The organism is Pseudomonas sp. xss_2 (assembly GCF_043104195.1).
Classification (GTDB): Bacteria; Pseudomonadota; Gammaproteobacteria; order Pseudomonadales; family Pseudomonadaceae; genus Aquipseudomonas; species Aquipseudomonas urmiensis.
The window spans coordinates 12,066-38,187 of the sequence record NZ_JBICKL010000112.1 but is presented as its reverse complement, the minus strand read 5'-3'; the positions used below and the strand labels follow the sequence as shown (position 1 = coordinate 38,187).

18 protein-coding genes and 1 pseudogene are annotated in these 26,122 nt (G+C 62.0%); 11 read left to right on the top strand and 8 right to left on the bottom strand.

The genetic code is table 11. The features are described 5' to 3' along the window. Window positions 1-136: 136 nt before the first annotated feature. Window positions 137-2,749, top strand: coding sequence for an excinuclease ABC subunit UvrA (uvrA, locus tag ACF8K2_RS25125; RefSeq protein WP_392468505.1), 2,613 nt, complete (start codon window positions 137-139; stop codon window positions 2,747-2,749). A 188-nt stretch (window positions 2,750-2,937) separates the two neighbouring features. Here the strand turns inward: uvrA and ACF8K2_RS25120 are convergent, their stop codons facing one another. Further along, a complete protein-coding gene (locus tag ACF8K2_RS25120) occupies window positions 2,938-3,840 on the bottom strand; it encodes a LysR family transcriptional regulator (RefSeq protein ID WP_392468502.1) in 903 nt (300 codons plus the stop codon). 105 nt (window positions 3,841-3,945) lie between these two features. Here ACF8K2_RS25120 and ACF8K2_RS25115 point away from each other — a divergent pair, with 105 nt between their 5' ends. Together ACF8K2_RS25115 and ACF8K2_RS25110 are read left to right on the top strand one after the other, a co-directional pair. Continuing rightward, entirely contained in the window at window positions 3,946-5,016 is a 1,071-nt protein-coding gene (locus ACF8K2_RS25115) for an AbrB family transcriptional regulator (RefSeq protein WP_392468499.1), read from the top strand. Window positions 5,017-5,100: 84 nt separating this feature from the next. Beyond that, the gene (locus ACF8K2_RS25110; RefSeq protein ID WP_392468497.1) at window positions 5,101-5,655 is read left to right on the top strand and encodes a lipocalin family protein; all 555 of its coding nucleotides are present in this window, start codon (window positions 5,101-5,103) and stop codon (window positions 5,653-5,655) included. 74 nt (window positions 5,656-5,729) lie between these two features. Here ACF8K2_RS25110 and ACF8K2_RS25105 read toward each other — a convergent pair whose 3' ends face one another. Continuing rightward, window positions 5,730-8,045, bottom strand: coding sequence for an acylase (locus ACF8K2_RS25105; protein ID WP_392468494.1), 2,316 nt, complete (start codon window positions 8,043-8,045; stop codon window positions 5,730-5,732). Window positions 8,046-8,244: 199 nt separating this feature from the next. On the opposite strand from ACF8K2_RS25105, the gene ACF8K2_RS25100 reads away from it, so the two are divergent. Further along, window positions 8,245-8,619 carry a fe2+ zn2+ uptake regulation protein gene (locus ACF8K2_RS25100; protein WP_368972075.1) on the top strand — a complete coding sequence of 125 codons (375 nt, stop codon included), beginning with the start codon at window positions 8,245-8,247 and terminating at the stop codon, window positions 8,617-8,619. A 36-nt stretch (window positions 8,620-8,655) separates the two neighbouring features. Here ACF8K2_RS25100 and ACF8K2_RS25095 read toward each other — a convergent pair whose 3' ends face one another. Beyond that, complete coding sequence (locus ACF8K2_RS25095) at window positions 8,656-8,844, bottom strand: hypothetical protein (protein WP_186555218.1); 189 nt, start codon at window positions 8,842-8,844, stop codon at window positions 8,656-8,658. 460 nt (window positions 8,845-9,304) lie between these two features. Between ACF8K2_RS25095 and ACF8K2_RS25090 the strand changes: the two genes are divergently transcribed. After that, on the top strand, window positions 9,305-9,685 hold the full coding sequence (locus ACF8K2_RS25090; RefSeq protein WP_392468492.1) for a Mor transcription activator family protein: 381 nt from the start codon (window positions 9,305-9,307) through the stop codon (window positions 9,683-9,685). A 226-nt stretch (window positions 9,686-9,911) separates the two neighbouring features. Here ACF8K2_RS25090 and ACF8K2_RS25085 read toward each other — a convergent pair whose 3' ends face one another. The 3 genes from ACF8K2_RS25085 to ACF8K2_RS25075 are packed head-to-tail and all read right to left on the bottom strand — an operon-like array spanning window position 9,912 to window position 16,029. Beyond that, window positions 9,912-13,553: a translocation/assembly module TamB domain-containing protein gene (locus ACF8K2_RS25085; protein ID WP_392468754.1), complete on the bottom strand. Its 3,642-nt coding sequence runs from the start codon at window positions 13,551-13,553 to the stop codon at window positions 9,912-9,914. A 29-nt stretch (window positions 13,554-13,582) separates the two neighbouring features. Continuing rightward, window positions 13,583-15,325, bottom strand: a complete 1,743-nt coding sequence (locus ACF8K2_RS25080) for an autotransporter assembly complex family protein (RefSeq protein ID WP_392468489.1) — start codon at window positions 15,323-15,325, stop codon at window positions 13,583-13,585. Between the two features lie 53 nt (window positions 15,326-15,378). Next, on the bottom strand, window positions 15,379-16,029 hold the full coding sequence (locus ACF8K2_RS25075) for a GNAT family N-acetyltransferase (protein ID WP_392468487.1): 651 nt from the start codon (window positions 16,027-16,029) through the stop codon (window positions 15,379-15,381). A 163-nt stretch (window positions 16,030-16,192) separates the two neighbouring features. Here ACF8K2_RS25075 and xthA point away from each other — a divergent pair, with 163 nt between their 5' ends. Further along, window positions 16,193-17,005, top strand: a complete 813-nt coding sequence (gene xthA, locus ACF8K2_RS25070; protein WP_392468484.1) for an exodeoxyribonuclease III — start codon at window positions 16,193-16,195, stop codon at window positions 17,003-17,005. Between the two features lie 171 nt (window positions 17,006-17,176). Then, window positions 17,177-18,178: a FecR family protein gene (locus ACF8K2_RS25065; protein WP_186555213.1), complete on the top strand. Its 1,002-nt coding sequence runs from the start codon at window positions 17,177-17,179 to the stop codon at window positions 18,176-18,178. A 14-nt stretch (window positions 18,179-18,192) separates the two neighbouring features. Here the strand turns inward: ACF8K2_RS25065 and ACF8K2_RS25060 are convergent, their stop codons facing one another. Next, window positions 18,193-19,512 carry a Na+/H+ antiporter family protein gene (locus ACF8K2_RS25060; RefSeq protein WP_392468481.1) on the bottom strand — a complete coding sequence of 440 codons (1,320 nt, stop codon included), beginning with the start codon at window positions 19,510-19,512 and terminating at the stop codon, window positions 18,193-18,195. 282 nt (window positions 19,513-19,794) lie between these two features. Here ACF8K2_RS25060 and ACF8K2_RS25055 point away from each other — a divergent pair. Next, window positions 19,795-21,081 (top strand): annotated as a pseudogene (locus ACF8K2_RS25055) (HAMP domain-containing protein); the annotation flags it as partial. Between the two features lie 102 nt (window positions 21,082-21,183). Next, a complete protein-coding gene (locus tag ACF8K2_RS25050) occupies window positions 21,184-21,939 on the top strand; it encodes a methyl-accepting chemotaxis protein (protein ID WP_372353286.1) in 756 nt (251 codons plus the stop codon). Window positions 21,940-21,956: 17 nt separating this feature from the next. Here the strand turns inward: ACF8K2_RS25050 and ACF8K2_RS25045 are convergent, their stop codons facing one another. Then, window positions 21,957-23,891, bottom strand: coding sequence for a S8 family serine peptidase (locus ACF8K2_RS25045; protein WP_392468478.1), 1,935 nt, complete (start codon window positions 23,889-23,891; stop codon window positions 21,957-21,959). A gap of 332 nt (window positions 23,892-24,223) precedes the next feature. Here ACF8K2_RS25045 and ACF8K2_RS25040 point away from each other — a divergent pair, with 332 nt between their 5' ends. Then, complete coding sequence (locus tag ACF8K2_RS25040) at window positions 24,224-25,090, top strand: LysR family transcriptional regulator (RefSeq protein WP_392468475.1); 867 nt, start codon at window positions 24,224-24,226, stop codon at window positions 25,088-25,090. A gap of 93 nt (window positions 25,091-25,183) precedes the next feature. Then, a complete protein-coding gene (locus ACF8K2_RS25035) occupies window positions 25,184-26,101 on the top strand; it encodes an AEC family transporter (RefSeq protein ID WP_392468472.1) in 918 nt (305 codons plus the stop codon). Window positions 26,102-26,122: the final 21 nt, after the last annotated feature.

Below are 26,122 nucleotides of genomic sequence, written 5' to 3'. Positions count from 1 at the left end.
TGGGTCCGCTTTGCGGCCCATCGCAGCGGTTCGGCGCCCCGACAAGCCAGCTCCTACAAGGGTCATGCAGAGGCATGTAGTCCCAAGATCCCGGCAAACACGCTAAGGTAGAACCTTTACGCAAAAGGACTGCCGCATGCCGCAACACTCCGGCTTCGTCAGGGTGCGTGGCGCCCGCGAGCACAATCTGCAGAACGTAGACGTCGACATCCCCCGCGACGCACTGGTGGTGTTCACCGGGGTGTCCGGCTCCGGCAAATCCTCGCTGGCCTTCTCGACGCTCTACGCCGAAGCCCAGCGCCGCTACTTCGAATCTGTCGCGCCGTACGCCAGGCGCCTGATCGACCAGGTTGGCGTACCGGATGTCGACGCCATCGAAGGCCTGCCGCCAGCGGTGGCCTTGCAGCAGCAACGCGGCACGCCCAGCGCCCGCTCCTCGGTGGGCAGCGTCACCACCCTCTCAAGCTCGATCCGCATGCTTTACTCGCGCGCCGGCAGCTATCCGGCCGAGCAACCGATGCTCTACGCCGAGGACTTTTCGCCCAACACCCCGCAAGGTGCCTGCCCCGAATGTCATGGCCTGGGCCGGGTCTACGAGGTGACCGAAGCGAGCATGGTCCCGGACCCTTCGCTGACCATACGTGAACGCGCAGTCGCAGCCTGGCCGATGGCCTGGCAAGGGCAGAACCTGCGCGACATCCTCGTGACCTTGGGCTACGACGTGGATATTCCCTGGCGCGACCTGCCCCAGGAGCAACGCGACTGGATTCTGTTCACCGAACAAACGCCGACCGTACCGGTGTATGCCGGCCTGACCCCAGGGCAAACCCGCGCTGCACTCAAGCGCAAGCTCGAACCCAGCTACCAGGGCACCTTCAGTGGCGCCCGGCGCTACGTGCTGCACACCTTCATGCAGTCGCAAAGCGCGCAGATGCGCAAGCGTGTCTCTCAGTTCATGCGCCCCAGCCCCTGCCCGCTGTGCGCAGGCAAACGCCTCAAGCGCGAGGCACTGACCGTGACCTTCGCCGGCCTGGATATCGCCGAGCTGTCACAGATGCCACTACAAGACCTGGCCAAAGTGCTCAGGCAAGTTGCCGCAGCCGACTATCTGCAGCAGCCTGAACAAACCTCAGAAACCCTCACCCACCAACAAACCCGCGCAGCCCGCCAACAACGCGCGGCCAAGGGTGAGCCTGCGCACAGCGGCGGCCCGGATGTACGGCACACGCCCAACCTGTCGCTGGAAAAGCGCCTGGCCGCACAACGTATCGCCGCCGAGTTGCTGGAGCGCATCGACACCCTCATCGACTTGGGCCTGGGCTACCTGGCGCTGGAACGCAGCACGCCGACGCTGTCCTCCGGTGAGCTGCAACGCCTGCGCCTGGCCACCCAGCTCAATTCGCAGCTGTTCGGCGTGATCTACGTGCTCGACGAACCTTCCGCCGGCCTGCACCCGGCCGATAGCCAAGCGCTCTATGCCGCCTTGCAGCGGCTCAAGTCCAGCGGCAACTCGGTGTTCGTCGTCGAGCATGACCTGGACACCATGCGCCGTGCCGACTGGCTGGTCGATGTCGGCCCGGCTGCCGGCGAGCATGGCGGGCAGATTCTCTACAGTGGCCCACCCGAAGGCTTGCGCCAGGTGCAGGCATCGCGCACCCGCGCCTACCTGTTCGCAGAGCAGGCCAGCCGCCAACATCAGCCTCGCCAGGCACACGCCTGGCTACGCCTGGAAGGCATCACCCGCAACAACCTCGATGCGCTCAGCGCACAGTTTCCACTGGGCTGCTTCAGCGCCGTCACCGGCATCTCCGGATCGGGCAAATCGAGCCTGGTCAGCCAGGCACTGCTGGAACTGGTCGGCGCCCACCTGGGCCAGCCGCAGCAGTCTGAGGAAGCTGAAGAACAGAGCCTGGAAGATGAACCGCAGCCGACCAGCACTGGCCAGATCGTGGCCGGGATGGAGCAGATCAAGCGCCTGGTCAAGGTTGACCAGAAACCGATCGGCCGCACCCCGCGCTCCAACCTGGCGACCTACACCGGGTTGTTCGATCACGTGCGCAAGCTGTTCGCGGCCACCGAGCAGGCCAAGGCGCAAGGTTTCGATGCCGGGCGCTTTTCGTTCAATGTCGCCAAAGGTCGCTGCGAAACCTGCGAGGGGGAAGGCTTTGTCAGCGTCGAGTTGCTGTTCATGCCCAGCGTCTACGCACCCTGCCCCACCTGCCACGGTGCGCGCTATAACCCCGAAACCCTGGCGGTGACCTGGCAGGACATGAACATCGCCCAGGTGCTGCAGATGACCGTTGACCAAGCCGTTGAGGTATTCGCCGAACAGCCCGGTATCCGCCGCAGCTTGCAGGTGCTGCAGGACATCGGCCTGGGTTACCTGCGCCTGGGGCAGCCCGCCACCGAACTGTCTGGTGGCGAGGCACAACGGATCAAGCTGGCCACCGAGTTGCAGCGCACGGCGCGCGGCGCGACGTTGTATGTGCTGGATGAACCGACCAATGGCCTGCATCCGCAAGATGTCGATCGCCTGCTGGTGCAACTCAACCGCCTGGTCGACGCCGGGCACACGGTGGTGGTGGTCGAGCATGATATGCGGGTGGTTGCGCAGAGCGACTGGGTGATCGATATCGGGCCGGGTGCTGGGGCTGCGGGGGGCAAAGTGGTGGTAAGCGGTGAGCCTGAGGCGGTGGCCAAGCATCGGCACAGCCGCACGGCGCCGTTTCTGGCGAGTGCTTTGCGCTGAGCGTCGGTGCTTGTCGTTATTTTCTAGCGCCCCTGAGATCGAGCGCCGCGCGGGTGGCGCTCGATCTCAGGGGCGTTAGAAAACCAACCACAGGCGCACGATCTTGAAAGCGCAAGATAAGCCAGGCGCCACTTCATCGCTCCAGACGGCTACAAACTGGCCGTCTGGACAGCCCAGCCCTAGGCGGATCAATCCTCTCTGAAAAAGCTGCGGCCGTTATCGCGCAGCAGGTCGACCATCGCCCCAGCAGCAGGCGGCAGATAGCCTTCGGCGCGTACCGATACCGCGACGGTACGGCTCATGGTGGTTTCCAGCAGCGGCACTTCGCGCAAGCGCGACATGCCCTGGCCATGCTCCAGGGTTTCGCGGGCGACGAAACTGAGCAGCCCGGTACGGGCGATCAGACGTGGCAGCAGCGAGACCGTGTTGGTCTCGATCTGCACCTGCGGCGCTGGCAGGTGGCGGGCGATGAACACATTGTCGAGCCAGCGCCGGGAGGTCACCGTGCTGCCTGGCAGCACCCAGCGGTACTGACACAGATCCTTGAGGGCAATCGCTGTGCCGAATACCGGGTGATCGGCACTGGCGACCACTACCGCTTCATCCTCCAGGATCGGGTAGCTGCGAAATTGCGGGTCATCGACGATTAGCGGGCAGATGATCGCATCCAGGCGGCCGGTGCGCAGAGATTCGCGCAGCACATCGTCTTGAGCGATCGACAGCTGCAAGGTCAACTGCGGCGCGCGCTGCAGCAACGATTCGGTGAGCTGTGGCAGCAAGTATTCGGCCATGCTCGCGGCGCAGCCCAGGCGGATGTTACCGACCAGGCCACCGGCGAAGTCGCGCACCTCTCGTTCGGTTTCGGCAATGCTCAGCTGCAACTGCCGGGCGCGCTCGAGCAACAGCTGGCCGACGTCGGTCAACTTGATGCGCCGACCGTCGCGCTGGAACAGCCGCGTGCCCAGCGACTCCTCCAGGCGCTGGATGCTTTTACTCAAGGCCGGCTGGCTGCGGTTGAGCTTCTCGGCAGCCCGCCCGAGGTGGCCCAGTTCGGCGATGGTTTCAAAATAGGTGAGGTCGCGTAGATCCATGATTCATGAATTTCAGTTATCGATTCATCGAAAGTAGAAAATAGACTTGATCAATTGCCACGTCGATAATTTTCTCCGTCAAACGCGTTCTGGAGCATATCGACCTTGCAGACCTTCTTAGCTGGCCTGGCCTTCCCTTCACGAATCCTGCTCTGGCTGGCGCTCATCGTTTGTGCAGGCGGGGTCGGCCAGTTGCTGCATACGTTGGCGGTGCCGGCCGGTCTATTCCTCGGGCCGATGCTGGTGGCGATTGCCTTTGGCGTATCTGGCGCGCAACTACGCTTGCATCGGCACGTGTTTCGCTTAAGCCAGGGCTGCGTAGGGTTGATGGTCGCTCACTCGGTGACCTGGACCGTGTTGGCTTCGCTGGCGCAGTCTTGGCACGTCATGCTGCTGGCCACCGCGCTGACTGTGCTGCTGAGCGCGCTGGTCGGCTTGGGCACTGTGCGTTATGGCGGCATCTCGGCTACTACCGCCGCCTGGGGTACCGCACCCGGCGCGGCCTCGGCGATGGTGTCGATGGCCGAGGAGAACGGTGCCGATGCACGGGTGGTCGCCACCATGCAGTACGTCAGGGTGGTGTGCGTGGTCATGATCGGCGCGCTGGTCAGCCACCTGCTCGGCGCAACGAACGGCGCGGGCGTTGCAGCCAGCACTGGCGCCAGCCTGCCGGGGCCGCAAGTAGGCCAACTACTGCTGAGCCTGGGGGTCGTTGTGCTGGGCGTGACCCTCGGCACCACGCTACCGGCTGGGGCGCTGTTGCTGCCGCTGGTGCTCGGTGCGGTACTGCAACTGAGCGGGCTGCTGCTGATCACCCTGCCCGGCTGGTTGCTGGCGTGCGCCTATGGCGCGATCGGCTGCTATATCGGCCTGCGCTTTGACCGGCCAACGGTGCGCTACGTGTGGCGTCGGTTGCCGAGCATGATTGCCGGGGCAGTGGTGCTGATCATATTGTGCGCCGGCTGCGCCTGGCTGCTGGCGCGGGCGACCGGCAGCGACTTTCTCTCGATGTACCTGGCCACCAGTCCCGGAGGGCTGGATGCGATGGCGATCATTGCCGTGGAAACCCATGCAGACGTCGGCCTTGTGCTGGCCATGCAGACCTTGCGCTTGTTTGGGGTAATTGTGACAGGTGCCTATTGTGCCAGGCAGATCATCCGTTTCACCCGCGCTTGACGTTCGATACAACTTTTTGCCATCAGGCCCCGTCCAACAGACACTGGGTCTTTTTTCAGCTCAGACCATTCCAGGAGGTTGCCGATGTCGATGCGAACCACGTTGCTGCTCTCATGCCTAACCCTAGCTTTAGTGGGTTGCGCAAGTTCAAGCGATGACCCGAAACCGCCGAGCACCATGCAGGTAGACCTGCAGCAGTACCAGGGCACCTGGTACGAACTGGCGCGCTTGCCGATGTTCTTCCAGCGTAACTGCGTACAGTCCGAGGCGCGCTATAGCCTGCGCGAGGATGGACGGGTCGGTGTCGACAACCGTTGCCGGGAAGCCGATGGCCAATGGAATGAGGCCCAAGGCGTCGCCGAGCCGCAGCAAGCGGGCAAGACCGACAAGCTTTGGGTCAGGTTCGACAACTGGTTCAGCCGCCTGGCGCCAGGGTTGACCAAGGGCGAATATTGGGTGCTGTACCACGATCAGGATTATCGCGTGGCGCTGGTTGGCCATCCCAATCGCGAGTACCTCTGGCTGCTGTCGCGTACCCCGACAGTCAGCGGTGAAACTCAAGACAAACTATTGGCGATTGCCCGTGAGCAGGGTTACGACACTTCGGAGCTGGTGTGGCGGCAGGCAGACAAGCCATAACCAGGGTTCATTACAGGTAGCCTGGCCTCTTCGCCGCTGCGGTTGAGTGCAAAGAGGCCATCGCTGCTACCTGACTAGCGTGTAGAAGTGGCCAGTGCAGCCTTGTCTCGCTCGCTGATCACGTACTGACGGTACTGCGGATCGGCCTTGATCTGCGCGTCGGTAAACGCAATTGGCGGCAACTGCTTGGCCGAGAATGCACGTGTCTGGTCGGCAGAATGCGCCGAGCCCGCCTCGCTGGACTGGGAGAACGCCAACAAGCCTCGGGCCTGCGGCCCCTGCTCAGTGAAGCTGACCACCTGCAAATAGCTGGTACCGCTGACCACCAGGCGCTTGCCCTGCCCTTGCGCGACGCTGTACATCGCGTTGTACACCCCAAGCGCCTGCGGGCCGCCGGGCACCGGCGTACCGTCGAGCGAATGCTGGATCTGCCCCCAGCGACTGTCATTGCCCACACCGGCCTCGGCCAGTTGCTGCAAAGAGTCCAATGCCGCTTGATGCAGCAGCTTGCGCACCGCCGCCTGCTCAACCGCAAGGCCGCGTGGTGTGTGCTGCGGATCAGTCGGATCAAAGGCTACGCGCCAGCTTTGTGGATGCTCGGCAAGCGCGGCAAACAGGTTGTGGAAGTGCAACAAGCCAATGCCGGCATCCAGATCGGCCTTGCCATTCCAGGCGTTCAGGCTGGCACACAGCGCCGCTACGTCAGCCTCGGCTGATTTGCACCAGTCCAGCAGATCGGGCAACAGCAGGCTTGCGGCGTATACCTCATCATCGAGCACCATGTCCTGCAGCTGTTGCACGCCGAGCTTTTGCTTACCTTGCAAACGCTGCAGGGCAAACCGGCCACGCAAGCTCAACGCTTGATCATCGCGGCTGATCAGCGGCGAGAAGCCAGTCAGCGGTTGCGCAGGATTAGCCATCCACGCCGGGTCGTTGGAGTTCTGCACGAAATCGCGACGCTCCAGGCTCGGCAACAGATGTGCAGGGGTGATGCCGGGCTGCGCTGCCTGCGGATCGATCTTCCATTGGCAGGCACTGCGCGAACCGTCCAAGACCACCGCAGGGCCTGCGAGCGCTGGGTTGCTGCACTGGGCAAGGAGGTCTTGGTCGACAAACGGGACCACCGACTGGTTCAGGTACAGCGCCTGGCCAGCCTCGTCCACTGCCAGTGTATTGACCCAGGGAATCCCCTGAAGCTGCGCAACGGAGGCTTTCAGCGCTTGGAGACTGTCGGCACGGTTGATCTGATACCACTGCTGCAGCACCCGCGTGTTGTCCAGGTTGGCATCGCGCAAGCTGTAGGCATGGCGATTGTCCCAGTCCAGCTTGCCTGGCCACTGCACCACTGGACCGAAACTCGACGCGTAGACCTGGCGCTCGACCTGGCTGAGCGTGCCGTCCTGGCCTTTGACCGAGACAGTCAAGGTCTGGCGAGCAAGCGGCAACGACTTGCCGTCCAGCAGATAGCGGGTCGCGTCGTTCGGGTCGAGTTCCAGCCGGTACAGGGTAAAGTGCTTGGAAGTGTCGACGGTGTGGGTCCAGGCCAAATGACGATTGAAGCCGATGTTCACCAGCGGCAGCCCCGGCAACGCGGCGCCCATGACATCGAGCTCACCTGGAATGGTCAACTGCATTTGATAGAAGCGCATGCCGCCCATCCATGGGAAGTGCGGATTGGCCAGCAACAGGCCGCGGCCGTTGGCCGAGCGCTGCGAGCCCACCGCAACTGCGTTGCTACCACGCTCCGAGGCAAATCGCTGCTGGCGCTCCAAGGCCAGGCTGAAGTCGCTTACCGGACGCTGCGCGGCAAGTTTAGGCGGCGCAGCGCCGACCAGCGCCTCGACGAACTGACCGGCGCCCCCTTCTACCAGCAACCGGCGCGTCAACTTCACCAGATCAAGGCTGGTGATTGGCCGCACCCAATCGCCTGCACCACATTCGGCGGGCAGGCCCCGGGCCTTGCGCTCACCTAGGGCGCGGTTGAAGCCGCTGGCATACCCCTCAAGCAAATCGCGCACCGACGCCGGCTGCGCCTGGAGGAAGCCGCTGACCGCAATGGGCGTATTCAACCAGGTGAAGAACAGGTCGCTAGCGAGATTATCGCGCTGCTCGAACGTCTTGCCCTGCGCGCCAAGGAAACGTGAGCGCTCACCGTTGACGGTGAGCACTTCATTGGCCAACAGGCAGAGGTTGTCCTGGGCATAGGCATAGCCAATGCCGTAACCCAGGCCGCGTTCGTTGTTAGCCAGGATATGCGGGACCCCAAAGCTGGTGCGGCGGATCTGCGCGCTGGCATCGCCTGCGGCTTCCCTAGCGTGGACGGCGATGCTGCTGGCCACCAGGGCAGCCGCCAGGCAGAGGTGAGTCAAGGGACGCGAAAGAGAGTACACGGGCAATCCTCGGATTCTGGAGTCATCCCGTTCAGACGAATGGCCGGATGAAAATTTTACGGCTGGCGAGGCCCTGGAACGTCTTCATCTAGGCGCGTTGGATTTTTTTTCATCCAGGACTGCAGTTTTGCCAATCTCATTCGTCTTTATAAGTGAGGCACCCATGAATTCGGGACAGTCCACGAAAAGGAGCATTCACATGTACAACCCCCAAGCGTCACTGCAGACCGCTCACGGCCCTGGCAACGTCGGCGCGGCGCGGCTTGTCGAGGGCGAAGAGCGCGTCGGTAACGGGCAGATTCGCGAACTGCTGCGCGCCTATGGCCTGCGCACCAGCCTGATCAGGCTCAAAGTCATCGATGCCCTGCACTCGGCCGACCGCAATGGCCGCAGCATTGGCGTGCGTGGCATTCATGCGCAACTTGAGCAGCTGGATATTCCGCTGTCGTTTCTGAGCGTCCGTGAAGTGCTCAAGCGCCTGTGCGCCGAAGGCGTGATTACCCTCGGCTCGGATAAATGCTACAGCCTCAATCCCCAGGCCCGCGCCGTGCTGGAACAGCCCGCCGCCCGCTGAGCGCATGGCCGGCCAAGGTAGGCCGGCCGGCCAGGTTCAGGGCTTGACCTTGCGCCGCAAGATCCCATTGATCACCACCACGATTACCGCGATGGCAATCGCCAGGTACTGGAAGGTTTGCTCGCTGATCGTCCCCTGCTTTTGCAGATGGGACAGGCCCAGCATCAGCCCCAATACCACCAGGATGATCAGGATCGAATATTTAAGGCGCTGCACGTGTGTCATGGAAAGTTCCTTGCAACATCAGGGACATGTGGCTCGCAACGAGCCGCGGCAATGATACAACGCCATTGGCCACAGGCGTGTATTTCCTGCTGAACGTGCCTGCTGCTTAGCAGCTGCGTGCGATTTTCACCCTGCATAACCCCTACGCCACTTTGCCCCTGCCTGGCGAGCGCCCCCGCTGCCGGAGGGTAGTGCTACCCATGAGCACCATCGTGCAATGCATGCACCGAAAATCAAGGCCTGTAGCAGGGTGCCGTGGAGTTGTCCTACATAGGGCTCCCTAATTCCCTTCACGATGCATTCACTCAGGCTACAGCCTCTGGCTCGCTTGTCGCCTAGCGGCCGAGTTTGACGCTCACCGACAATCGAACCGAGCCACAGCCACGGCCAGTGGCAATCGCTCTACCGGTCATGGATGCCCAAGCGCGGCGCCACCACAACAATTCTGAGGGAGCCTCACATGGAATTTCCAAACCTGACTTGCATCGACGTCACCCAGCTGCCACATTCGTTGCAGGCCCTGATCGACTGTATCGGCATCGACAACGCCTACCAATTGACCTGCGCCTATGGTGGGCGGCCAAAGTACATTCCCAAGCACCGAGAACGCACCAAGCTGGCTGACGTACTGCCACCCGCCGCTCTGGATGCCTTGATCAAGCGTTTTGCCGGCGTAGCCCTGGAGATTCCCAAGGCCGATCATTTCCTGCGCCAACTGCGCAACCAGCAGATCCAGAAGGAAAGTGCCAACGGCTTGTCGCGCAGCCTGCTGGCTGACAAGTACGGCCTGAGCCTGCGCCAGATCGGCAACATTCGTCGCCAAGAAGCGCACGCGGGCTAGGGTCTGTATGAAAAGTCTTGAGACGAAGGTCAGGCAAGGCGAAAACAGCCGAGGAAGCGGAGTTTACGGGTTGTAAATGAGCATTCCGAGGCTGTTTTCAACGCAGCATCACCGAGTATCAAGGCTTTTCGTACAGAGCCTAAGGCACGTTCAGACAGGTACACTCAGCCCGCCTGGATAACGATGCTGTTATCCAGGCGGGCTGAGTGCATTTTCAAGGTATTGGTCAGAAGTCGCGCTTGTAGAAGATATCCAAAGAGCTGGCCAAACCACTGGCAGCTTCAAGATAAACCTTCTTGCTCAGCTTGTAGCGCAGTGCGATGGTGTTGGCTGGCTCGAACACCCCCACCCCATAGCGTAGGCTCAGACGCTCAGTCAGATTGCCGCTGGCGACTACGCTGGTGCTGTTACCCGAGCCTTCGGTGTCGAGCTGGAAATCCTCGATACCCAGGCCCGAGGCCAAGCTGCCGGTAATCCCCGCACTGCCCGCCAGGCCCAAGCCCAATGCGGCCTGGGCAAGCATGTTGTTGTCTTCACCGGTATTACCCAGCGGCCGTCCGAGAATCAGGTAAGACAGGGCCTGCTCCTGGCTCATCGCCGGCTCTGAAAACACCTGAGTAGTTGGCTGCTCGGCGCTGCCGCTCAGACGAATACCGGCGATAACATCATCGACCTGGCGAATCGCTTCGATGTCCAGATAAGGCTGGTCGATAGGCCCTGCGAACAACAGCCGGGCGCGGCGGATGGTCAGGCGCTGGCCATAGGCGCGGTAGCGACCATCAGCCAGGCTGAGCTCGCCGCGGGTGTCCATGTTGTCGCCAATATGAACGTGGCCAAGCAAGTTGGCGGTGAGCCCGAAGCCGCTGAAGGAGAGTTTTTCCCGACCCACCTCGACGTCAATGTCCATGGCCACTGCCATGGGGGGCGCACCCTGTTCGGTCTGGTGACCGATGATCACGGTATCGTCCGAGACCTTGACCGTCGAAGGCGGCAGCTCGCGCACGGTGATTTGGCCTTTTGGCACATGCACCTTGCCGGTGATCGCCAGTTTTTCGCCTGCCAAGCGAATGGTCAGGTCTGGCGCCACCTCGAGGGCGGCGTAAGGCTCGACCGTCACCGGCAATTGCTGGCCTTGCAGGCGTAGGTCCATGTTCAGCGCCTGGCCCCAGGTGAGGTTGCCACTGAGCTGGCCACGACCCGCCGCACCACTGCGCCAGCCACCTTGCAATTGCACTTGCTCGCCGGCGATCAATGCTTGCAGCGACAAATCCTCGAGGCTGACCGGCAACTCGGCACCGCTCACCTCGCCCCCGGTGAGCGCCAGGTTGCCATTGACCTGGGGCGCCAGCAGCGAGCCGGACAAGCGACCACTGCCATTGAGCTGCCCAGCAAGGCGCTCGACCATCGGCACGAATGGCCGGGCGATCGACAGATCCAGGCCCGACAGACGGAAATCACCTGACAGCGGTTTATTCTTGCCCAGCGGATCAAGTCGGGTCGACAGGGCCAGCTCGCCGAGGCGCTCACCGCGGAAATTCAGCACGGTGTCGACCCGACGAGGATTAAGGGTGCTGTCCAGGCGCAGCACCTGATAAGGGAAATCGAGCCAACGCTCACCGTCACGTACCCGCAAGGTGCCGCCGCTGGCATCGACACGAATGCTGCCCTTGGGGCCGCTGGCAGGGATATCCAGATTGATGTCCGCATTCAGCTGGCCCTGCCAGGCGAAATCCTTGGGCAACCACTGGGCCAGGCTTTCGATCGGGAATTGCTTGAGGTGATAGCGCAAGCGCGGCTCCGGCGCCAGGCGCTGATCCTCGCCGCACAGGCTGGCCTGACCGGCACGCCAGCAGTGCGCACCGAAGTCCAGCTGGCCGTTGGCCAAACGCTGCAGGCGTGCCGGGGCTTGCAGCTGCCAGTCCTGCCCACCGGCCTGAATGCGCCCACTGGCCAGCCTGCCGCGCCAGTCACCCTTGGCCAACTGACCGTCTGCGGCCAGGTCGAGTTTGAGCTGAGGGCCATTGAGCGCCAGGGTCACAGCCTGCTGGCGGATATCCCCTTTGCCCGCGACATCCAGGTTGCCCAGCGAGGTGTCACCCAGGCGGATGTTGCCGGCCTTCAAGCTGATCTGCGCGCGCTGGGCGCTGTCCAGGCGTGCATCCAGGTCAAGCCGCTGCAGGCGGTTGTCGGCTTGAGCCAGCTGCTGACCTTGCAGGGTCAGGGTGCCTTGCGGCGCCGCCAGGGTGCCGGCCAGGTCCAGGCGACCTTTGACTTGCCCTTGCAAGCGTGGCCACAGCTGACCTAAGCGCGGCAGATCCAGGTCGATACGCCCCGCCAGGCGCTGCTGCAAGCTGCCACTGCCATTGATGCGGTTATCACCTAGTTGCACCGCCAGCGTGCCCAGGGTCCAGCTTTCACCGGCGCCTTGGGCCTCGGCCTTGAGCACAGCCGGCTGACCGCGTAGGCGCCCCTTGAGGTCCAGTTGCGCTTGCAGCTGTAATTGCTCGTTGTTCAACTCGCCTTTTGTGCGCAATGGCCCCGCCAGCGTGCCTGGCAACTCGGCCAGCCAGTAAGCCGGATCGAGCGCCGACAGCTGCAGGTCGACATCCCAGGCCAAGGTATCGGCAAAGCGCACCGCCACACTGCCGGCAGCCTTGCCCTGCCCTGCGCTCAGGGCCAGTTGGGGCAGACGCACTTGAGTCAAATCACCCTCGAACGGACTGGCCAGGTTGAAGGCACCTGCCGGCCCGTCGAGATCGCCCTTGAATGCGCCCTGATAATTGCCATCGCGGTAGTTCACTTGGGCATTGAAGCGCTTGAGGGTAACTTGCGGCGCCTCTTGCAGTGGGTAGAGCCGCAGCCAGGGGAAATCCACCCAGTCGATCTGCGCATCGGCTACCAGCCCCTGCTGCCAGTCGGCATTGGCTTGCAGCTTGACCCGCTGAGTCTCGCTGGCTGTGAGGTCAAGGGCGGCAAGCTGTGCCCCTTTGGCATCCACCTGCCCAGCCAGGGCCAGGGCTATAGGGCCCTGCTCGGCGGGCAGATTAGCCGAACCTGTCAGTTGGTAACCTTTGCGCAAGTCGCCGCTGGCATCCAGGCGCAGTTGATTCAGCTGCAAGGTGTCAGGCAGCGAACCGGCAGGTTTGAACGCGTCGGAACGGATGCTCAATTTCGCCGGCAAGTGCTCGGCCAGCGCTTGTAACTCACCCGTCAAATGGGCGTTCAGATAGCCGCTGCTGGTGGCGTCGAGGTTGAGAGTTTTCTGCAACTCGCCTTTGGCAGTCAGTGCCAGCTGCCAGGCCTGCCCTTCTACCGCTGGCAACTGCACGCTGCCATTAAGCTGCAATGGCCACTCACCTTCAGGCAGCAAGTCACCTTGCAGGCTCAGGTGCAGGTCTTCGCGCTGCAACTGCAGGCTGTCGATGCGCAAGCCGTTGGCTGTCCAGTGCGCGGCCAGTTGCAAGTCGCCCAGCAGGTCGCTGCCATCCAGGCGTAATTGGCCCAGTTTGACCTCGCCCAGCTCGATCGCCAACGGCAAGCGCAAACCGGGCAGTTGGATCGGCCCGCTATCTGCAGGCGCTTCACTTGGGGCGAACGCCATGTCGACCCGCTCAGCCTGCAGCCTGTCGATACACAAGGTCGCGCGCAGCAGGCACGCCGGTGACCACGCCAGTTGTGGCGCCAGGACTTCAACCCGGCTACCACCCTCGACCCAGTTCAAGCGGCTGGCCTGCCAGTTTGCGCCCAGGCGCCCCTCAAAGTCGCTGACCTCAAGCCCGGGCACCAACCCCAGTACCCAACGGCTGCCAGCCTGGGTGCCCAGCACCAGGCCAAGCGCCAGGGTGATCAGCAGCACCAGGCCGAGCATGGTCAACAACACATAGTTCAAAGCACGCGTCACAGCTCAGGCCCCATGGAAAAGTGCAGGCGAATACCACCGTCGTCGTCCAACGCCTTGGCCAGGTCCAGGCGCAACGGCCCAACCGGCGAAACCCAACGCACGCCAAAGCCGACACCGGTCTTGAGACTCGGCAGCTCCAGCGAATTGAACGAGTTGCCCTGATCGATAAAGGTCGCCACTCGCCACTTTTCGGTCAGCGAGTACTGGTACTCGGCGCTGCCAGCGACCATATAGCGACCGCCAATGCGGTCGCCATCGCTGTTTTTTGGCGACAGGCTCTGATAGTCGTAGCCGCGCACGCTCTGGTCGCCACCGGCGAAGAAGCGCAGCGACGGGGGGATGTTGTTTTGATAACCGTTGGTGGCACTGCCACCGAACTGCACCCGGGCGAGGAAGCGGTGATTCTCGCCCAGCGTGGTCAGCCCCTTGAGCAGCACGTTGCCGTGCAGCAGGTTGGTGTCAGAGAGCAACCCTTCCTTGGCGGCTTGCAGATCGAACTGCAAGCGATAGCCATTGTGCGGATCAATGCGGTTGTCACTGCGCAAGTAGGAAAAGCTCACGCCAGGCATCAGCAGATTGCTCAGTCCTGAGTCATCGCCCAACTTGTACTCTTCACGCTGGTACTTGAGCGAGATCACCCGCTGCCAGCCACTCGGTAGTTTGCTATGCCACTCAGGACCTACCGTCAAAAGTTTGCTGAGCGTGTCGGTGCCAGCGATCTCTTCATTCTGATAGCCGCCGGCGAAGCGCAGTTTGTCGGTCAGGGGCGGATCGAGCGGCACGTCGTACCACAGGCCGACGTTCTGGCGTGGCGCCGACAGCTCGGTTTCCCAGCCATAGCTGTGGCCTTGCGGGTTGACCCAGTGGCGGGTCCAGTTAGCCTTGCCACGTGGGCCGACATCGGTCGAAAAGCCCAGGCCCAGGCCCATGGTCCGAGGCTTGCGGATTTCCAGTTGGACCGCCACCGGAATGTCTTCAGCCACCGCAGCGGTGGGCGCAGCGTCGACCCGCACGCCTTCGAAATAGCCGCTCGATTGCAGGTCATTGTTGAGTTCGGCGATCAGCTGCGAGTCATACGGCGTACCGGGCTTGAACGACACCATGCGCTGCAACAGGTCATCGTCCAGCGGTGAGTCGCCACTGAAGGTGACAGCGCCCAGGCGATAACGGGGCCCGCTTTGGTAGACCAGGTCGATATCCGCCACCCCCGCCTGGGGGTCGACGGCCAGCTGCTGCTGAGTAAATTGCCCCCTGAAAAACCCGTAGCGCGAGGCCTGGTTCTGGATCAGCCGCTTGGCATCTTCATAGTGCCCATGGTTGAGCGGCTCGCCAGCCCGCAAGGCGCTGCTGCTGGGGATTCGGAAGGCTTTGAGTTCAGTGGCCGGGCCCTCGATGCGCACAGTCACGTTGCGCAAGCGCACCGGCTCGCCGGGCTCGATGCGAATGATCAGTTGCGGGGATTTGTCTTGATCGGTTGGCGGCTTGACCTCGGTATCGATCTGCGCCTGGTAGTAGCCCAAGGCCTGAGCGGCCTTGCGCGCCTGCTCCTCGGCACCACGACTAAAGCGCAGCAAGGCCTCTTCATCGCGCTCGCCAAGGCTACCGATATAACCTTCGATATTGGCCTTGAGCGCCTTGTTGGCCGGCTTCACCCGCACCAACAATTCGCTCTGCGCCCATACTGTGCTGCTGGCGGCCAACAAGAGCAGGCCCCAGCTTAATCGTCCTGAATACGTCATGCGGGGCATGCTACCAGAGCCCGGCCGTCAAGGGAGCCGCCTGCGGCTGCAGGTCAGGCAATTGCTGACTTTGATGACAAAGGATTCGGGTGAAAGAACACTCTTTCTCGGATTGGTCCTACAGCAATTTCACCAATCTCCTGATAGCCCTGCCGTTGATAGAACGCCAGGTAGTGGGCGTTGCCGGTATCGAGCACTACGCCCTGGGTATGCGGATCGTCGGCGCACCAATCATGCACGGCCTGTAACAATTGCTCACCATGGTGCTGGCCCTGGAACTGTGGATGCACCCCCAGCAAGGGCAGCACGTGCACTTGGTCAGAAGGCAGGCACGCCGCCAACGCCGCCTGGTAATCCAGATAACGCCGCGTGCAGCGCACCCCGGTGCCAAGGATCATGCGTAGACGCCACAGCCAACTGTCAGCCACGCCCAAGCGCCGCAATGGCGGGACGATCAGCGCGACACCCGCCAAGCGATCCTCGACCAGCAGGCCAATGGCTGGCAGCTTCAAATAAAAGTGCTGGCGTACCCACTCACGCACCATGACCCGCAAGCGCCGCTCGTAGCCCGGGCGCTGAGCCTCGAACAGGTAGGCAAAGGTCGGCTCGTGTCGATAGGCGTGATACAGCAGCGAACGCACTTCGCGGCTGTAGCCCTCGTCGAGCTGACAGATGCGGGCCGCAACAGGGGTTTGATCGGGCATTGCAGACACTCCTCCTTGAATTAGGCATACGCGCCTTGGAGGTGCATCAGCACTGCTTGGTTCACCTCACCAAGCACGTTAGCAGTGTCCACCATTGGCCGCCATGCTGGTGGCCGCGGCCGATGTCGGCTAGCATCGCCGCTTTTACCAGGAATGGCTTGCCATGAAGATCGTCTCGTTCAACATCAACGGCCTGCGCGCCCGCCCGCACCAGCTGGCGGCACTGATCGAGAAGCATCAACCCGATGTGATCGGCCTGCAGGAAACCAAGGTCAGTGACGAGCAGTTTCCCCTGGCTGAGGTCCAGGCCCTGGGCTATCACGTGCATTTCCATGGCCAGAAAGGCCACTACGGCGTCGCCTTGCTCTCGCGCCAAGCGCCGCTGTCGCTGGTCAAAGGTTTTGCCAGCGATGAAGAAGATGCCCAGCGCCGCTTCATCTGGGGCACCTTCGCTGATGCCGATGGCACGCCCATCACCATCATGAACGGCTACTTCCCACAAGGTGAAAGCCGTGACCACCCCACCAAGTTCCCCGCCAAGCAACGCTTCTATAGCGATCTGCAGACGCTGCTGGAAAGCCAGTTCGACAACCAGCAGCCACTGGTGGTGATGGGTGATGTGAACATCTCGCCGCAGGACTGCGACATCGGTATCGGTGCCGAGAACGCCAAACGCTGGCTGAAGACCGGCAAGTGCAGCTTCCTCCCTGAAGAGCGTGAATGGATGGAACGCCTCAAGGGCTGGGGCCTGATCGACAGTTTCCGCCACCTGCATCCGGACGTCGACGACCGCTTCAGCTGGTTCGACTACCGCAGCCGCGGTTTTGAAGACGAACCCAAACGCGGCCTGCGCATCGACCTGATCATGGCCTCCCAGGGTTTGCTGCCGCGACTTAAAGCCGCAGGCGTGGATTACGACCTGCGTGCGATGGAAAAGCCGTCGGACCATGCGCCGATCTGGCTGGAACTGGCCTGAGCCTGCAATACGCAAACAAAATGAGTGCTGGCAACCCGTCCAGCACTCATCGCGCTGTAGGAAAACACCCATAAAACCGACGAAAAATCTCGTATCTGATAGTCATTCGCCATTATCTCGGTTCTCGGCACCCCCCCTGCAAGGGTAGAATGCGCAAAACCGGGAGCCGCAATGAACCAAGACCGCCTCAGCCCCAATGAAGAAGATGCCATTACCGATGCCGCCGCGCATTGGTGCATGCGCCTGAACGCCGAAGACTGCACGGCGGCTGAGCGCGAGGCCTTCGATCAGTGGTTGGCGGCAGACCCTCGGCATGTCGAAGAATACCGGGCGATGCAGGACATCTGGTGCACCGCCGACCTGCTGCCACGCCACCCGCCAGTGGTCGACCTTGCCGCACGCCGCCCTCGCCCCAGCCGTAGTTGGCGGCCATTGGCCTCGGCCGCTGCGCTTGCCTTGCTAGCGCTGCCCCTGGCTGGCTGGGTCGGCTGGGAACAAGGCTGGTTGCCCAATCACTATCAGCACTTCGAGGCCAGTGACCGCCAGCAACAGGTCAGGCTCAGTGACGGCAGCGTGGTCGAGTTGAACCTGAACAGCGAATTGCGTTACTTCAATTTCAAGGACCAACGCCAGGTCACCTTGATCAAGGGTGAGGCATTCTTCAAGGTCAGCCACGACAGCAACCACCCGTTCATTGTCCGTGCAGGTCACGGCCAGACCCGGGTCACTGGCACTCAGTTCAACGTGTGGAAGTATCAGGATCAGGTCAAAGTGACGTTGGTGGAAGGCTCGGTGCTGGTCAGCAGCAACGGTGCCGAGGGTGGCTATCGCCTTGGCCCCGGCATGCAGGCCAGCTATCACCTGGGCGATTTCGAGCCGCAGTTGGCGCAAAGCGACGATTACGACAACAGCTTGGCCTGGCGTAACGGCAAGTTGATCCTGGATAACCTCAGCCTGTCCCAGGCCCTGCCGGTGATCAACCGCTATCTGGACAAACCTTTGCTGCTGGCCGATGAAAGCACCGGCACGATTCGCGTCAGCGGTGTCTACAACACCCGCGAAGTCAGCCGCCTGGTAGACAACCTGCCCAAGGTGCTGCCGGTCTACCTGACCCGCAGCAAGGACGGCAGTACCGTCCTTAACCGCATCTCGCCGTTCAGCAATAAAGGCTGACGCTCGCTTTCACCTTACAGCACCATCGCTGCTATCCAGCCAAAGGCCAGCAGCGGCAGGTTGTAGTGAATGAAGGTTGGCACCACGGTGTCCCAGATGTGGTGGTGCTGGCCATCGACGTTCAACCCCGAAGTAGGCCCCAAGGTCGAGTCCGATGCCGGTGAACCCGCGTCGCCCAAGGCGCCGGCAGTGCCGACGATGCACACCGTAGCGATCGGGTCGAAGCCCAACTGCACGCACAGCGGCACGAAGATCGCGGCCAGAATCGGCACGGTGGAAAACGATGAACCGATGCCCATGGTCACCAGCAAGCCCACCAACAGCATCAGCAAGGCACCGATGCTCTTGCTGTGGTCGATCCACTGCGCTGAAGTCTCCACCAGGCTTTTGACTTCGCCAGTGGCTTTCATCACGTCAGCAAAACCTGAAGCGGCAATCATGATGAAGCCAATCATGGCCATCATCTTCATGCCCTCGGTGAACAGATCGTCGGTGTCTTTCCAACGCACGATGCCTGACAGCGAGAAGATCAAGAAGCCGACCATGGCGCCGATGATCATCGAGTCCAACCACAGCTGGATGATGAACGCCGCACCGATGGCCCCCAGCGCGACCAGCAGGGTCAAAGGGTTGTAGCTGACGCTGACCTGCTCGACCTGCTCGATTTTCGCCAAATCGTAATCACGCTTCTTGCGATAGCTGAATAGCACCGCCAGCAACAACCCAGCCAGCATGCCGGCCGCAGGAATGGCCATGGCGTGGGTGACATTGACCGCACTGACATCGACACCGGCACGGGCGACGTTGGCCAGCAGGATTTCATTGAGGAAGATGTTGCCAAAGCCGACCGGCAGGAACATGTAAGGGGTGATCAGGCCGAAGGTGATCACGCAGGCGATCAAGCGCCGATCGATGCGCAGGCGCGTCAATACATACAGGAGTGGCGGTACCAGCAGCGGAATGAAAGCGATGTGGATAGGCAGGATATTCTGCGAGGAAATCGCCACCACCAGCATCAGGCCGATCAGCAGCCACTTGACCTTGCCGCCATTGCTGTGGCCTTGCCGCTCGATCATCGCCAAGGCGCGATCGGCCAAGGCATGGGCCAAGCCTGATTTGGCGATGGCCACGGCAAACGCGCCTAGCAGGGCATAAGACAGGGCCACCGTCGCACCACCACCCAAGCCGCCATTGAACGCCTTGAGCGTACCTTCGATACCCAGGCCGCCGACCAGGCCACCGGTCAGGGCGCCAATGATCAGGGCGATGACCACATGCACGCGGGACAGGCTCAATATCAGCATGATGCCGACCGCGGCAATGACTGCATTCATGGTGTGGCTTACCTCGTTTACGACAGACAAAAAGCGACGGTTCCGGCGACAAGCTGCCCAAAGCAGTGGCCGGACCAGGGGATATTGTTATGAAGGGCGCACACTCTGAAGCAGCCATGCGCGCTTGTCAAAGCGCTCAAGGTGGCCGCTTGTAACTATTTCGATTGACGCTAGATCGGCGTCGCTTGGCAATACGACTTTTATATTGAACGTTTGAATAAAGAAAAACAGGCAAACGCCGACACAGTCGGCAGCCCCAGAATTATTAGAAGGGATTTGCCAATGCCTTTGCGACAACTGTCTATCCAGTGGAAGATCACCCTGCTCGCCGGCCTGTGCCTGGCAGGCATCGTCAGCTTGCTGGTCGGCCTCTCGCTGTACCGCATGGACCACAGCTCTGACCTGGTCAAGGCGAGCAGCATGAAGATGCTCTCCGAATCGGCCCAGGCCCGCATCGAGTCGCAGGGTGAAGTACAAGCCCTGAACATTCGCCGCCAGTTCATGGATGCCTACCAGTACGGCGCAGGCTTCGCCCGCCAGGTGCTGTTCCTGCGCGAGCAGGCGGAAAAACGCTTCCTCGACGCCTTTGACCTGCGCCAGGACATGACCGCCCAGGTGCGCGCGGCGCTGCAGGCCAACCCGGATTTGCTCGGCCTGTCGCTGGTATTCGAACCCGGTGCACTGGACGGCAAAGACAGCCTGTTCGCCGGCCAAAGCGAGTTGGGCAGTAACGAAACCGGGCGTTTCGCCTTGTATTGGTCGCAACCGCGCGCCGGTCAGCTGACGGCCATGGCCCTGCCGGAAGCGGACATGGCCAACACTGAAGTCGGCCCCAGCGGTCAGCCGGCCAACACCTGGTGGGTATGCCCGCGCAGCACCGGCAAGGTGTGCGTGGTCGAGCCGTACTTCTATAGCATCGACGGCCAGCAAGTGCTGATGACCAGCATCGTCTTCCCGCTGTCGGTCAAGGGCAAGGTCATCGCTACCCTGTCCATCGACATCAACCTCAACAGTCTGCAAGCGCTCAGCCAGGACGCCAGCCGCAACCTCTATGACGGGCGCACCACCGTCGGCATCCTAAGCCCAGTGGGCCTGCTGGCTGGCTACAGTGCCGATGCCAGCAAACTGGCCCAGCGCTTCGACGAAGTCGACCGCAGCCAAGGCGCAGAGCTGGTACGCAAGCTGGCCGAGGGCAAGTTGCAGATCCTCCACGATCAACAACGCCTGAAAGTGCTGGCCGTCTTTACCCCGATCCCGGATGCCAAGCCTTGGGGCGTGCTGCTCGATGTACCGGAAAGCGCCCTCACCGGCCCTGCCGAGGCGCTCAAAGCCGAACTCGATGCCCTCAATACCAGCGGCACCCTGCTGGAACTGGGCCTGGGCTTGGCCGCGGCGATTGCCGGTTTGTTGCTGGTGTGGCTGATGGCCCGTGGCGTAACCCGGCCAATCCTTGGCGTGGCAGCCATGCTCAAGGACATTGCCAGCGGCGAAGGCGACCTGACCCGCCGCCTGCAATACGACAAACGCGATGAGCTGGGTGAGCTGGCCGGTTGGTTCAACCGCTTCCTGGACAAACTGCAACCGACCATTGCCGAGGTCAAACGCTCGGTGCAAGCCGCCCGAGGTACGGCGGACCAGTCGGCGGCGATCGCCAGCCAGACCAGCGCCGGCATGGAGCAGCAGTATCGCCAGGTCGACCAGGTGGCTACCGCCTCGCACGAGATGAGCGCCACTGCCCAGGACGTCGCCCGCAGCGCCGCCCAGGCCGCGCAAGCGGCACGGGAAGCGGACCAGGCAACCCGCGACGGCCTGGCGGTGATCGACCGTACCACCAGCAGCATCGATGCCCTGGCCGCCGACATGAGCAGTGCCATGGGCCAGGTCGAAGGCCTGGCGCAAAACAGCGAGAAGATCGGCTCGGTACTCGAAGTGATCCGCTCGATCGCCGAGCAGACCAACCTGCTGGCGCTCAACGCCGCGATCGAAGCGGCCCGTGCCGGTGAAGCCGGGCGCGGTTTTGCCGTGGTCGCCGACGAAGTGCGCAACCTCGCCCGCCGCACCCAGGAGTCGGTGGAAGAAACCCGCCAGGTCATCGAAGCCCTACAAGCTGGCACCCAGGAAGTGGTCGGCGCCATGGACAGCAGCTACCGCCAGGCCCAGGGCGGTGTCGAACAGGTTGGCCAAGCGGTCACCGCACTGCAGCGCATCGGCCAGGCGGTAACGGTAATCACCGACATGAACCTGCAAATCGCCTCGGCCGCCGAAGAACAAAGCGCGGTGGCCGAGGAGATCAACAGCAACGTGGCGACCATCCGCGATGTCACCGAATCGCTGTCAGGCCAGGCCAACGAGTCGGCACGGGTCAGTCAGTCGCTCAACAGCCTGGCCAACCAGCAGCAAGGGCTGATGGATCAATTCCGGGTTTGACCTAAGTCAGCTGCGGTTCAGAGCTCATCTTTGGGCGCAAGGAAGCGCCCGCCGCCGACAATGCGGTCAAGCAATTGCAGTGCCGCGTGTACGTTTGGTCGCCGGCCCATAGGCAAAACTTGTGAATGCGGCAAGGTTGCGTCCAGGTAACCTGTGGCCATGACCAGCAAATGCATCTGATCAGCATTCAGATAGATGTGATGCTGCTCTATCGCGTATGACTGAATCAAGCTCAGCGCCCCGGCCACCAATGGGGTGGCACTCGAAGTCCCGCCGTAGTTGTCCGTATAGACCCGATCAGGGGCGGATTTATTTTGCAGCTCCCCGCCGCCACTGAGGGTGGCCACACTGTCCCCCCAGCTATTGAGCATCCGCCCCCGGTAGGCGTAGTTGGAGTATTGGTGAGGTTTGCCATCCCATGATTGGCAAGCTCCGATCAAGATCGCATCGGCTTCACCATAGTCATTGAAGAACCGCCATTGCGACAGATCAACCCCATAGTTGGCTGTAGTGCCTTTACTGGCATTGGTTTTGGTGCTGCCGTTGGCTGCGGCGAAGATAACTACCGCTCCACGCTCCGTGAGGGCTTTGGTCGCCTCCCACCAGGCCCGCTCATGGATCGAAGGCAAGAAGGTCCATAACACATCGCCATGAGCAGACTGACGGTTGATCGTCACGATATCACCCGGCTCGACGTGACGAAGCAAGTCCTTGGGTGTGCGGATGCGCCCATACTGGTCCTTCGCGAAATTGTTGTACAAGTACAATTCGGCGCCATGGCAAATTCCGGTCATGCCGACCCCGTTTGCCGTCGCCAGCAGGATCCCGACTGATTGAGTGCCATGGCTGGGATTGCCATTGGGCAGCAGTGAAACGATCTTCAGATTAGAGTTGCCCCGCAGATCTTCATGATTGGGAAACAGCCCAGCGTCCGAGAAGTGCACTCGAGCGCCGTTACCGGTCACCTGCTGTGCCCATGCCTTGCGGATGTTCATCCCCCGATATCGCGGGCCGGGTTCATCCAGATAGGTTTGCTGTGACTCGAAGTCAGGTGTCGGCTGGGCATCGTCATACGCCTGATTGCCAGCTACTACAGCCGCCCCGGTGATCAATGTCGCCACCACGGCCGCCGCCCCCAGCAGGACATTGCCAGGTGCGCTATCGGCGGGCACGAACTCAAGGACTTCAACATATTCCAAGGCAGCCAAGGTCTTGAGCAGCGCCGTGTAGGTATCGTTGAGCATACTGGCAGGCTGCTCAAGATAGTAAAAGTTGCGCAGCGCCTGGACTTTTTCCTCATCACGCTCCAGAGGGGCAAGAAAAGGCTGGAGGCTGATGACCTCTTTCAATTTCGGCCAGAGCCGCACCAATTGCGAACCAGAACCTGGCTCAAGCTCAGCGACAAATTGCGCCCAGCCACCTTCGACGAACTTGATTATCAAGGTTGGGTACGCTTTGCCCGGCGCGACCTCTGCGAACGGTTCCAGCGATTGCCCATACGGATCATTCGGCAGCGGAATGTGCCCGGCAGAGTCGATAACGGACTCTGCCCCTACCGAGCGCCTGCGCCTACTGTTAACGCCGGCAAGAGGCACGTCGTCAAGAATCCCTCTGCTCAGCTCGCCGTGGTTGACGACAATGGCCAATGGTTCCCACACCTGCGGGCTCTGCCCAGCAGCCCGCAGGCTGATTGTCGGTTTGATGGTAAAAGTACCCACCGCAGGTTCGCTGCGCAGGGTAGCCGGGCAACCGTGATCGACCAGTTGACCACTCTGGGCCTGGGAGTACACCGACTTGCTATCGAGCTGTACAGGGCGGCCATCGGGGCCGGTCTTTTCCAGCACATAACGGATGCTTCTGATTTTATCCAGGTCGGCGCCGGTGCAGCGCACATGAAACTGTCCGTCGAAGCGGAAATTACGGTAATACACGAAACGCACATCAAGACTCATCGCATGATCCTTCATAGATAATAAATTTACCCAACATGGGCAAACCACCCGATGTTCTCAGCCCACCTGGCCTTCTGTGCAGATAGAAGACATTCCAGTCCCCTCCGCCGAGCAGCAAATGGTCTACACCACCCCACGTCCGAGCACCACCTGGCGCGTTCGCCAACGCGCCCCTGTGATCGAGCGCTTCTGCTACAGCGCAGCATTTGCGCCTGCCGAGCCAGCGGTGGGGTTTACCCGCGAGAGGCCAGCACAGGCAACCAACAAATCTTGCGAATCACCGCCGCATGCTTGTAGCGTTGTCCCAGTTCAGCTGTTGGAGCACTGCCCGCGTGTCCCTCAAAGCCCTGCGCACCCTGGTGACCATCGCCCGTCACGGCACCTTCGCCCGCGCCGCCGACCTGCTCAGCCTCACCCCCTCAGCCGTCAGCCTGCACATCAAGACCCTGGAGGATGAACTGCAGGTGGAGCTGTTCGACCGCAGCCGCCGCCAGGTGATGCTGACCGAAGCCGGGCAACTGGCGGTGGCCCGCGCCGAGGGCATCCTCAGCGCCTATGACGAACTGGCCGACACCCTGGCCAGCGGCCCCAGCCTGCGCGGGCGCTTGCGCATTGGCGCGATCCACACCGTGCTGGCCCGGCGCCTGCCCAAGGCCCTGCTGTGGATCAAGGCCCATCACCCGCAGCTGCATGTCAGCGTGGTCTCGGGCATGTCGGCAGAACTTGCACGGCGGGTAGAAGATGGCGAACTGGATGCAGCGATCACTACCGAACCGGTCAGCCCGTATCCGCAGTGCCTGAGCTATACGCCGTTGTTCGAGGATCGCTTCTGGGCTATCGCCAGCCCCGAACTGGCAGGCCAAAGTTTGTCGCAACTGCTCGCCAGCCAGCCGTTCTTGCGCTTCGACAAGCGCGCCTGGGCCGGCCGCCAGATCGAACAAGAGCTGCGCAAGCAGCACCTACAGGTCAACGAGCAAATGGAATTGGACAGCCAGGAGGCCCTGGCACGCATGGCCGCAATGGGCCTGGGTGTGGCCATCATCCCGATCGCCGATGATGATCTGGAGCGTTTGCCCGCTGCAACCCGGCTGCCATTCGGCGAGCCGCAACTGACCCGGCGCATGGTATTGCTGGAGCATGACAAGAGCCAACGGCGGCACCTGAGTGCAGTGCTCAGGACCGCTCTGGACGCTACATGAAGTTTTTCTCAACGATGGATGCAGAAAACAACGTTTTTTTCTGCTGACTGCACGCAGTAGGCTGCTCCGGTACCCGACCACGGAACCCCGCCCATGCTTGAGCTGCTGCTGACCACACTGGTGCCGATCATCCTGCTGATTGCCCTTGGCACCTGGCTGCGAGTGCGGGGTTTTCTCGCCGAGAGCTTCTGGCCTGGCGCTGAGCGCCTGAGCTATTACGTGCTGCTGCCGTCCCTGTTTCTACACGGCCTGGCCACTGCCAACCTCGATGGAGTACCGGTGCTGGGCATGGTGGGGGTACTGATGCTGTCGACCTTGCTGGGCGCGGCCTTGCTGGTGTTGTATCAGGGGGCGGTAAACCATGACGGCGCCGACTTCACCTCGGTGTTCCAAGGCGGCGTGCGCTTTAACAACTACATCGGCGCTACCTTGGCCGCCGGTATCTACGGCAGCGCCGGGATCGCCCTGGCCGCGGTGGCCAATGCTGCCATCGTGCCGCTGGTCAACCTGCTCTGCGTGCTGGTGTTTGCCCGATTCAGTGCCCGCCACAGCTCACCTGCGACGGTAGTGCGGGCGATTTTTGCCAACCCGCTGATCATCGGCTGTGCCGGCGGGCTATTGCTGCGGGTCACCGGGGTTGGCTTGCCGGCGGGGCTGGAGCCGACCATCAAGGCCCTCGGCCAGGCGGCCCTGCCCCTGGGGCTGCTGTGTGTCGGCGCAGCGCTGGGTGGTGCGCGCCTGGGGCAACAGGTCCGGCCGCTGCTGGCGGCGTCGCTGTTCAAGTTTCTGGTGTTACCCTTGACGACCTGGGGCTTGTGCCGCCTGCTCGGCCTGAGCGGCCAGGCGGCGGTGGTGGCGGTGTTGTTCCAGGCGCTACCGACCGCCTCATCGTCCTATGTAATGGCCCGGCAGATGGGCGGCAATGCGCCCTTGATGGCGACGATCATCGCCTTGCAGACGGTCGCTGCAGCCTTGACCCTGCCGGTGATGCTAAGCCTGACGCTGAGTTGAAAAGTCGCAGCTAGACTGAGA

Bases quoted from the DNA above. Each gene is read 5' to 3' on its own strand.
- ACF8K2_RS25110 (WP_392468497.1), top strand. From the start codon at position 5,101: ATGTCGATGCGAACCACGTTGCTGCTCTCATGCCTAACCCTAGCTTTA.
- ACF8K2_RS25095 (WP_186555218.1), bottom strand. From the start codon at position 8,844: ATGACACACGTGCAGCGCCTTAAATATTCGATCCTGATCATCCTGGTG.
- ACF8K2_RS25045 (WP_392468478.1), bottom strand. From the start codon at position 23,891: ATGAGTCTTGATGTGCGTTTCGTGTATTACCGTAATTTCCGCTTCGAC.
- ACF8K2_RS25120 (WP_392468502.1), bottom strand. From the start codon at position 3,840: ATGGATCTACGCGACCTCACCTATTTTGAAACCATCGCCGAACTGGGC.
- ACF8K2_RS25080 (WP_392468489.1), bottom strand. From the start codon at position 15,325: ATGACGTATTCAGGACGATTAAGCTGGGGCCTGCTCTTGTTGGCCGCC.
- ACF8K2_RS25060 (WP_392468481.1), bottom strand. From the start codon at position 19,512: ATGAATGCAGTCATTGCCGCGGTCGGCATCATGCTGATATTGAGCCTG.
- ACF8K2_RS25065 (WP_186555213.1), top strand. From the start codon at position 17,177: ATGAACCAAGACCGCCTCAGCCCCAATGAAGAAGATGCCATTACCGAT.
- ACF8K2_RS25050 (WP_372353286.1), top strand. From the start codon at position 21,184: ATGGAGCAGCAGTATCGCCAGGTCGACCAGGTGGCTACCGCCTCGCAC.
- ACF8K2_RS25085 (WP_392468754.1), bottom strand. From the start codon at position 13,553: ATGCTCGGCCTGGTGCTGCTGATCACCCTGGCGCTTGGCCTGGTGCTG.
- xthA (WP_392468484.1), top strand. From the start codon at position 16,193: ATGAAGATCGTCTCGTTCAACATCAACGGCCTGCGCGCCCGCCCGCAC.
- ACF8K2_RS25075 (WP_392468487.1), bottom strand. From the start codon at position 16,029: ATGCCCGATCAAACCCCTGTTGCGGCCCGCATCTGTCAGCTCGACGAG.
- ACF8K2_RS25035 (WP_392468472.1), top strand. From the start codon at position 25,184: ATGCTTGAGCTGCTGCTGACCACACTGGTGCCGATCATCCTGCTGATT.
- uvrA (WP_392468505.1), top strand. From the start codon at position 137: ATGCCGCAACACTCCGGCTTCGTCAGGGTGCGTGGCGCCCGCGAGCAC.
- ACF8K2_RS25100 (WP_368972075.1), top strand. From the start codon at position 8,245: ATGTACAACCCCCAAGCGTCACTGCAGACCGCTCACGGCCCTGGCAAC.
- ACF8K2_RS25090 (WP_392468492.1), top strand. From the start codon at position 9,305: ATGGAATTTCCAAACCTGACTTGCATCGACGTCACCCAGCTGCCACAT.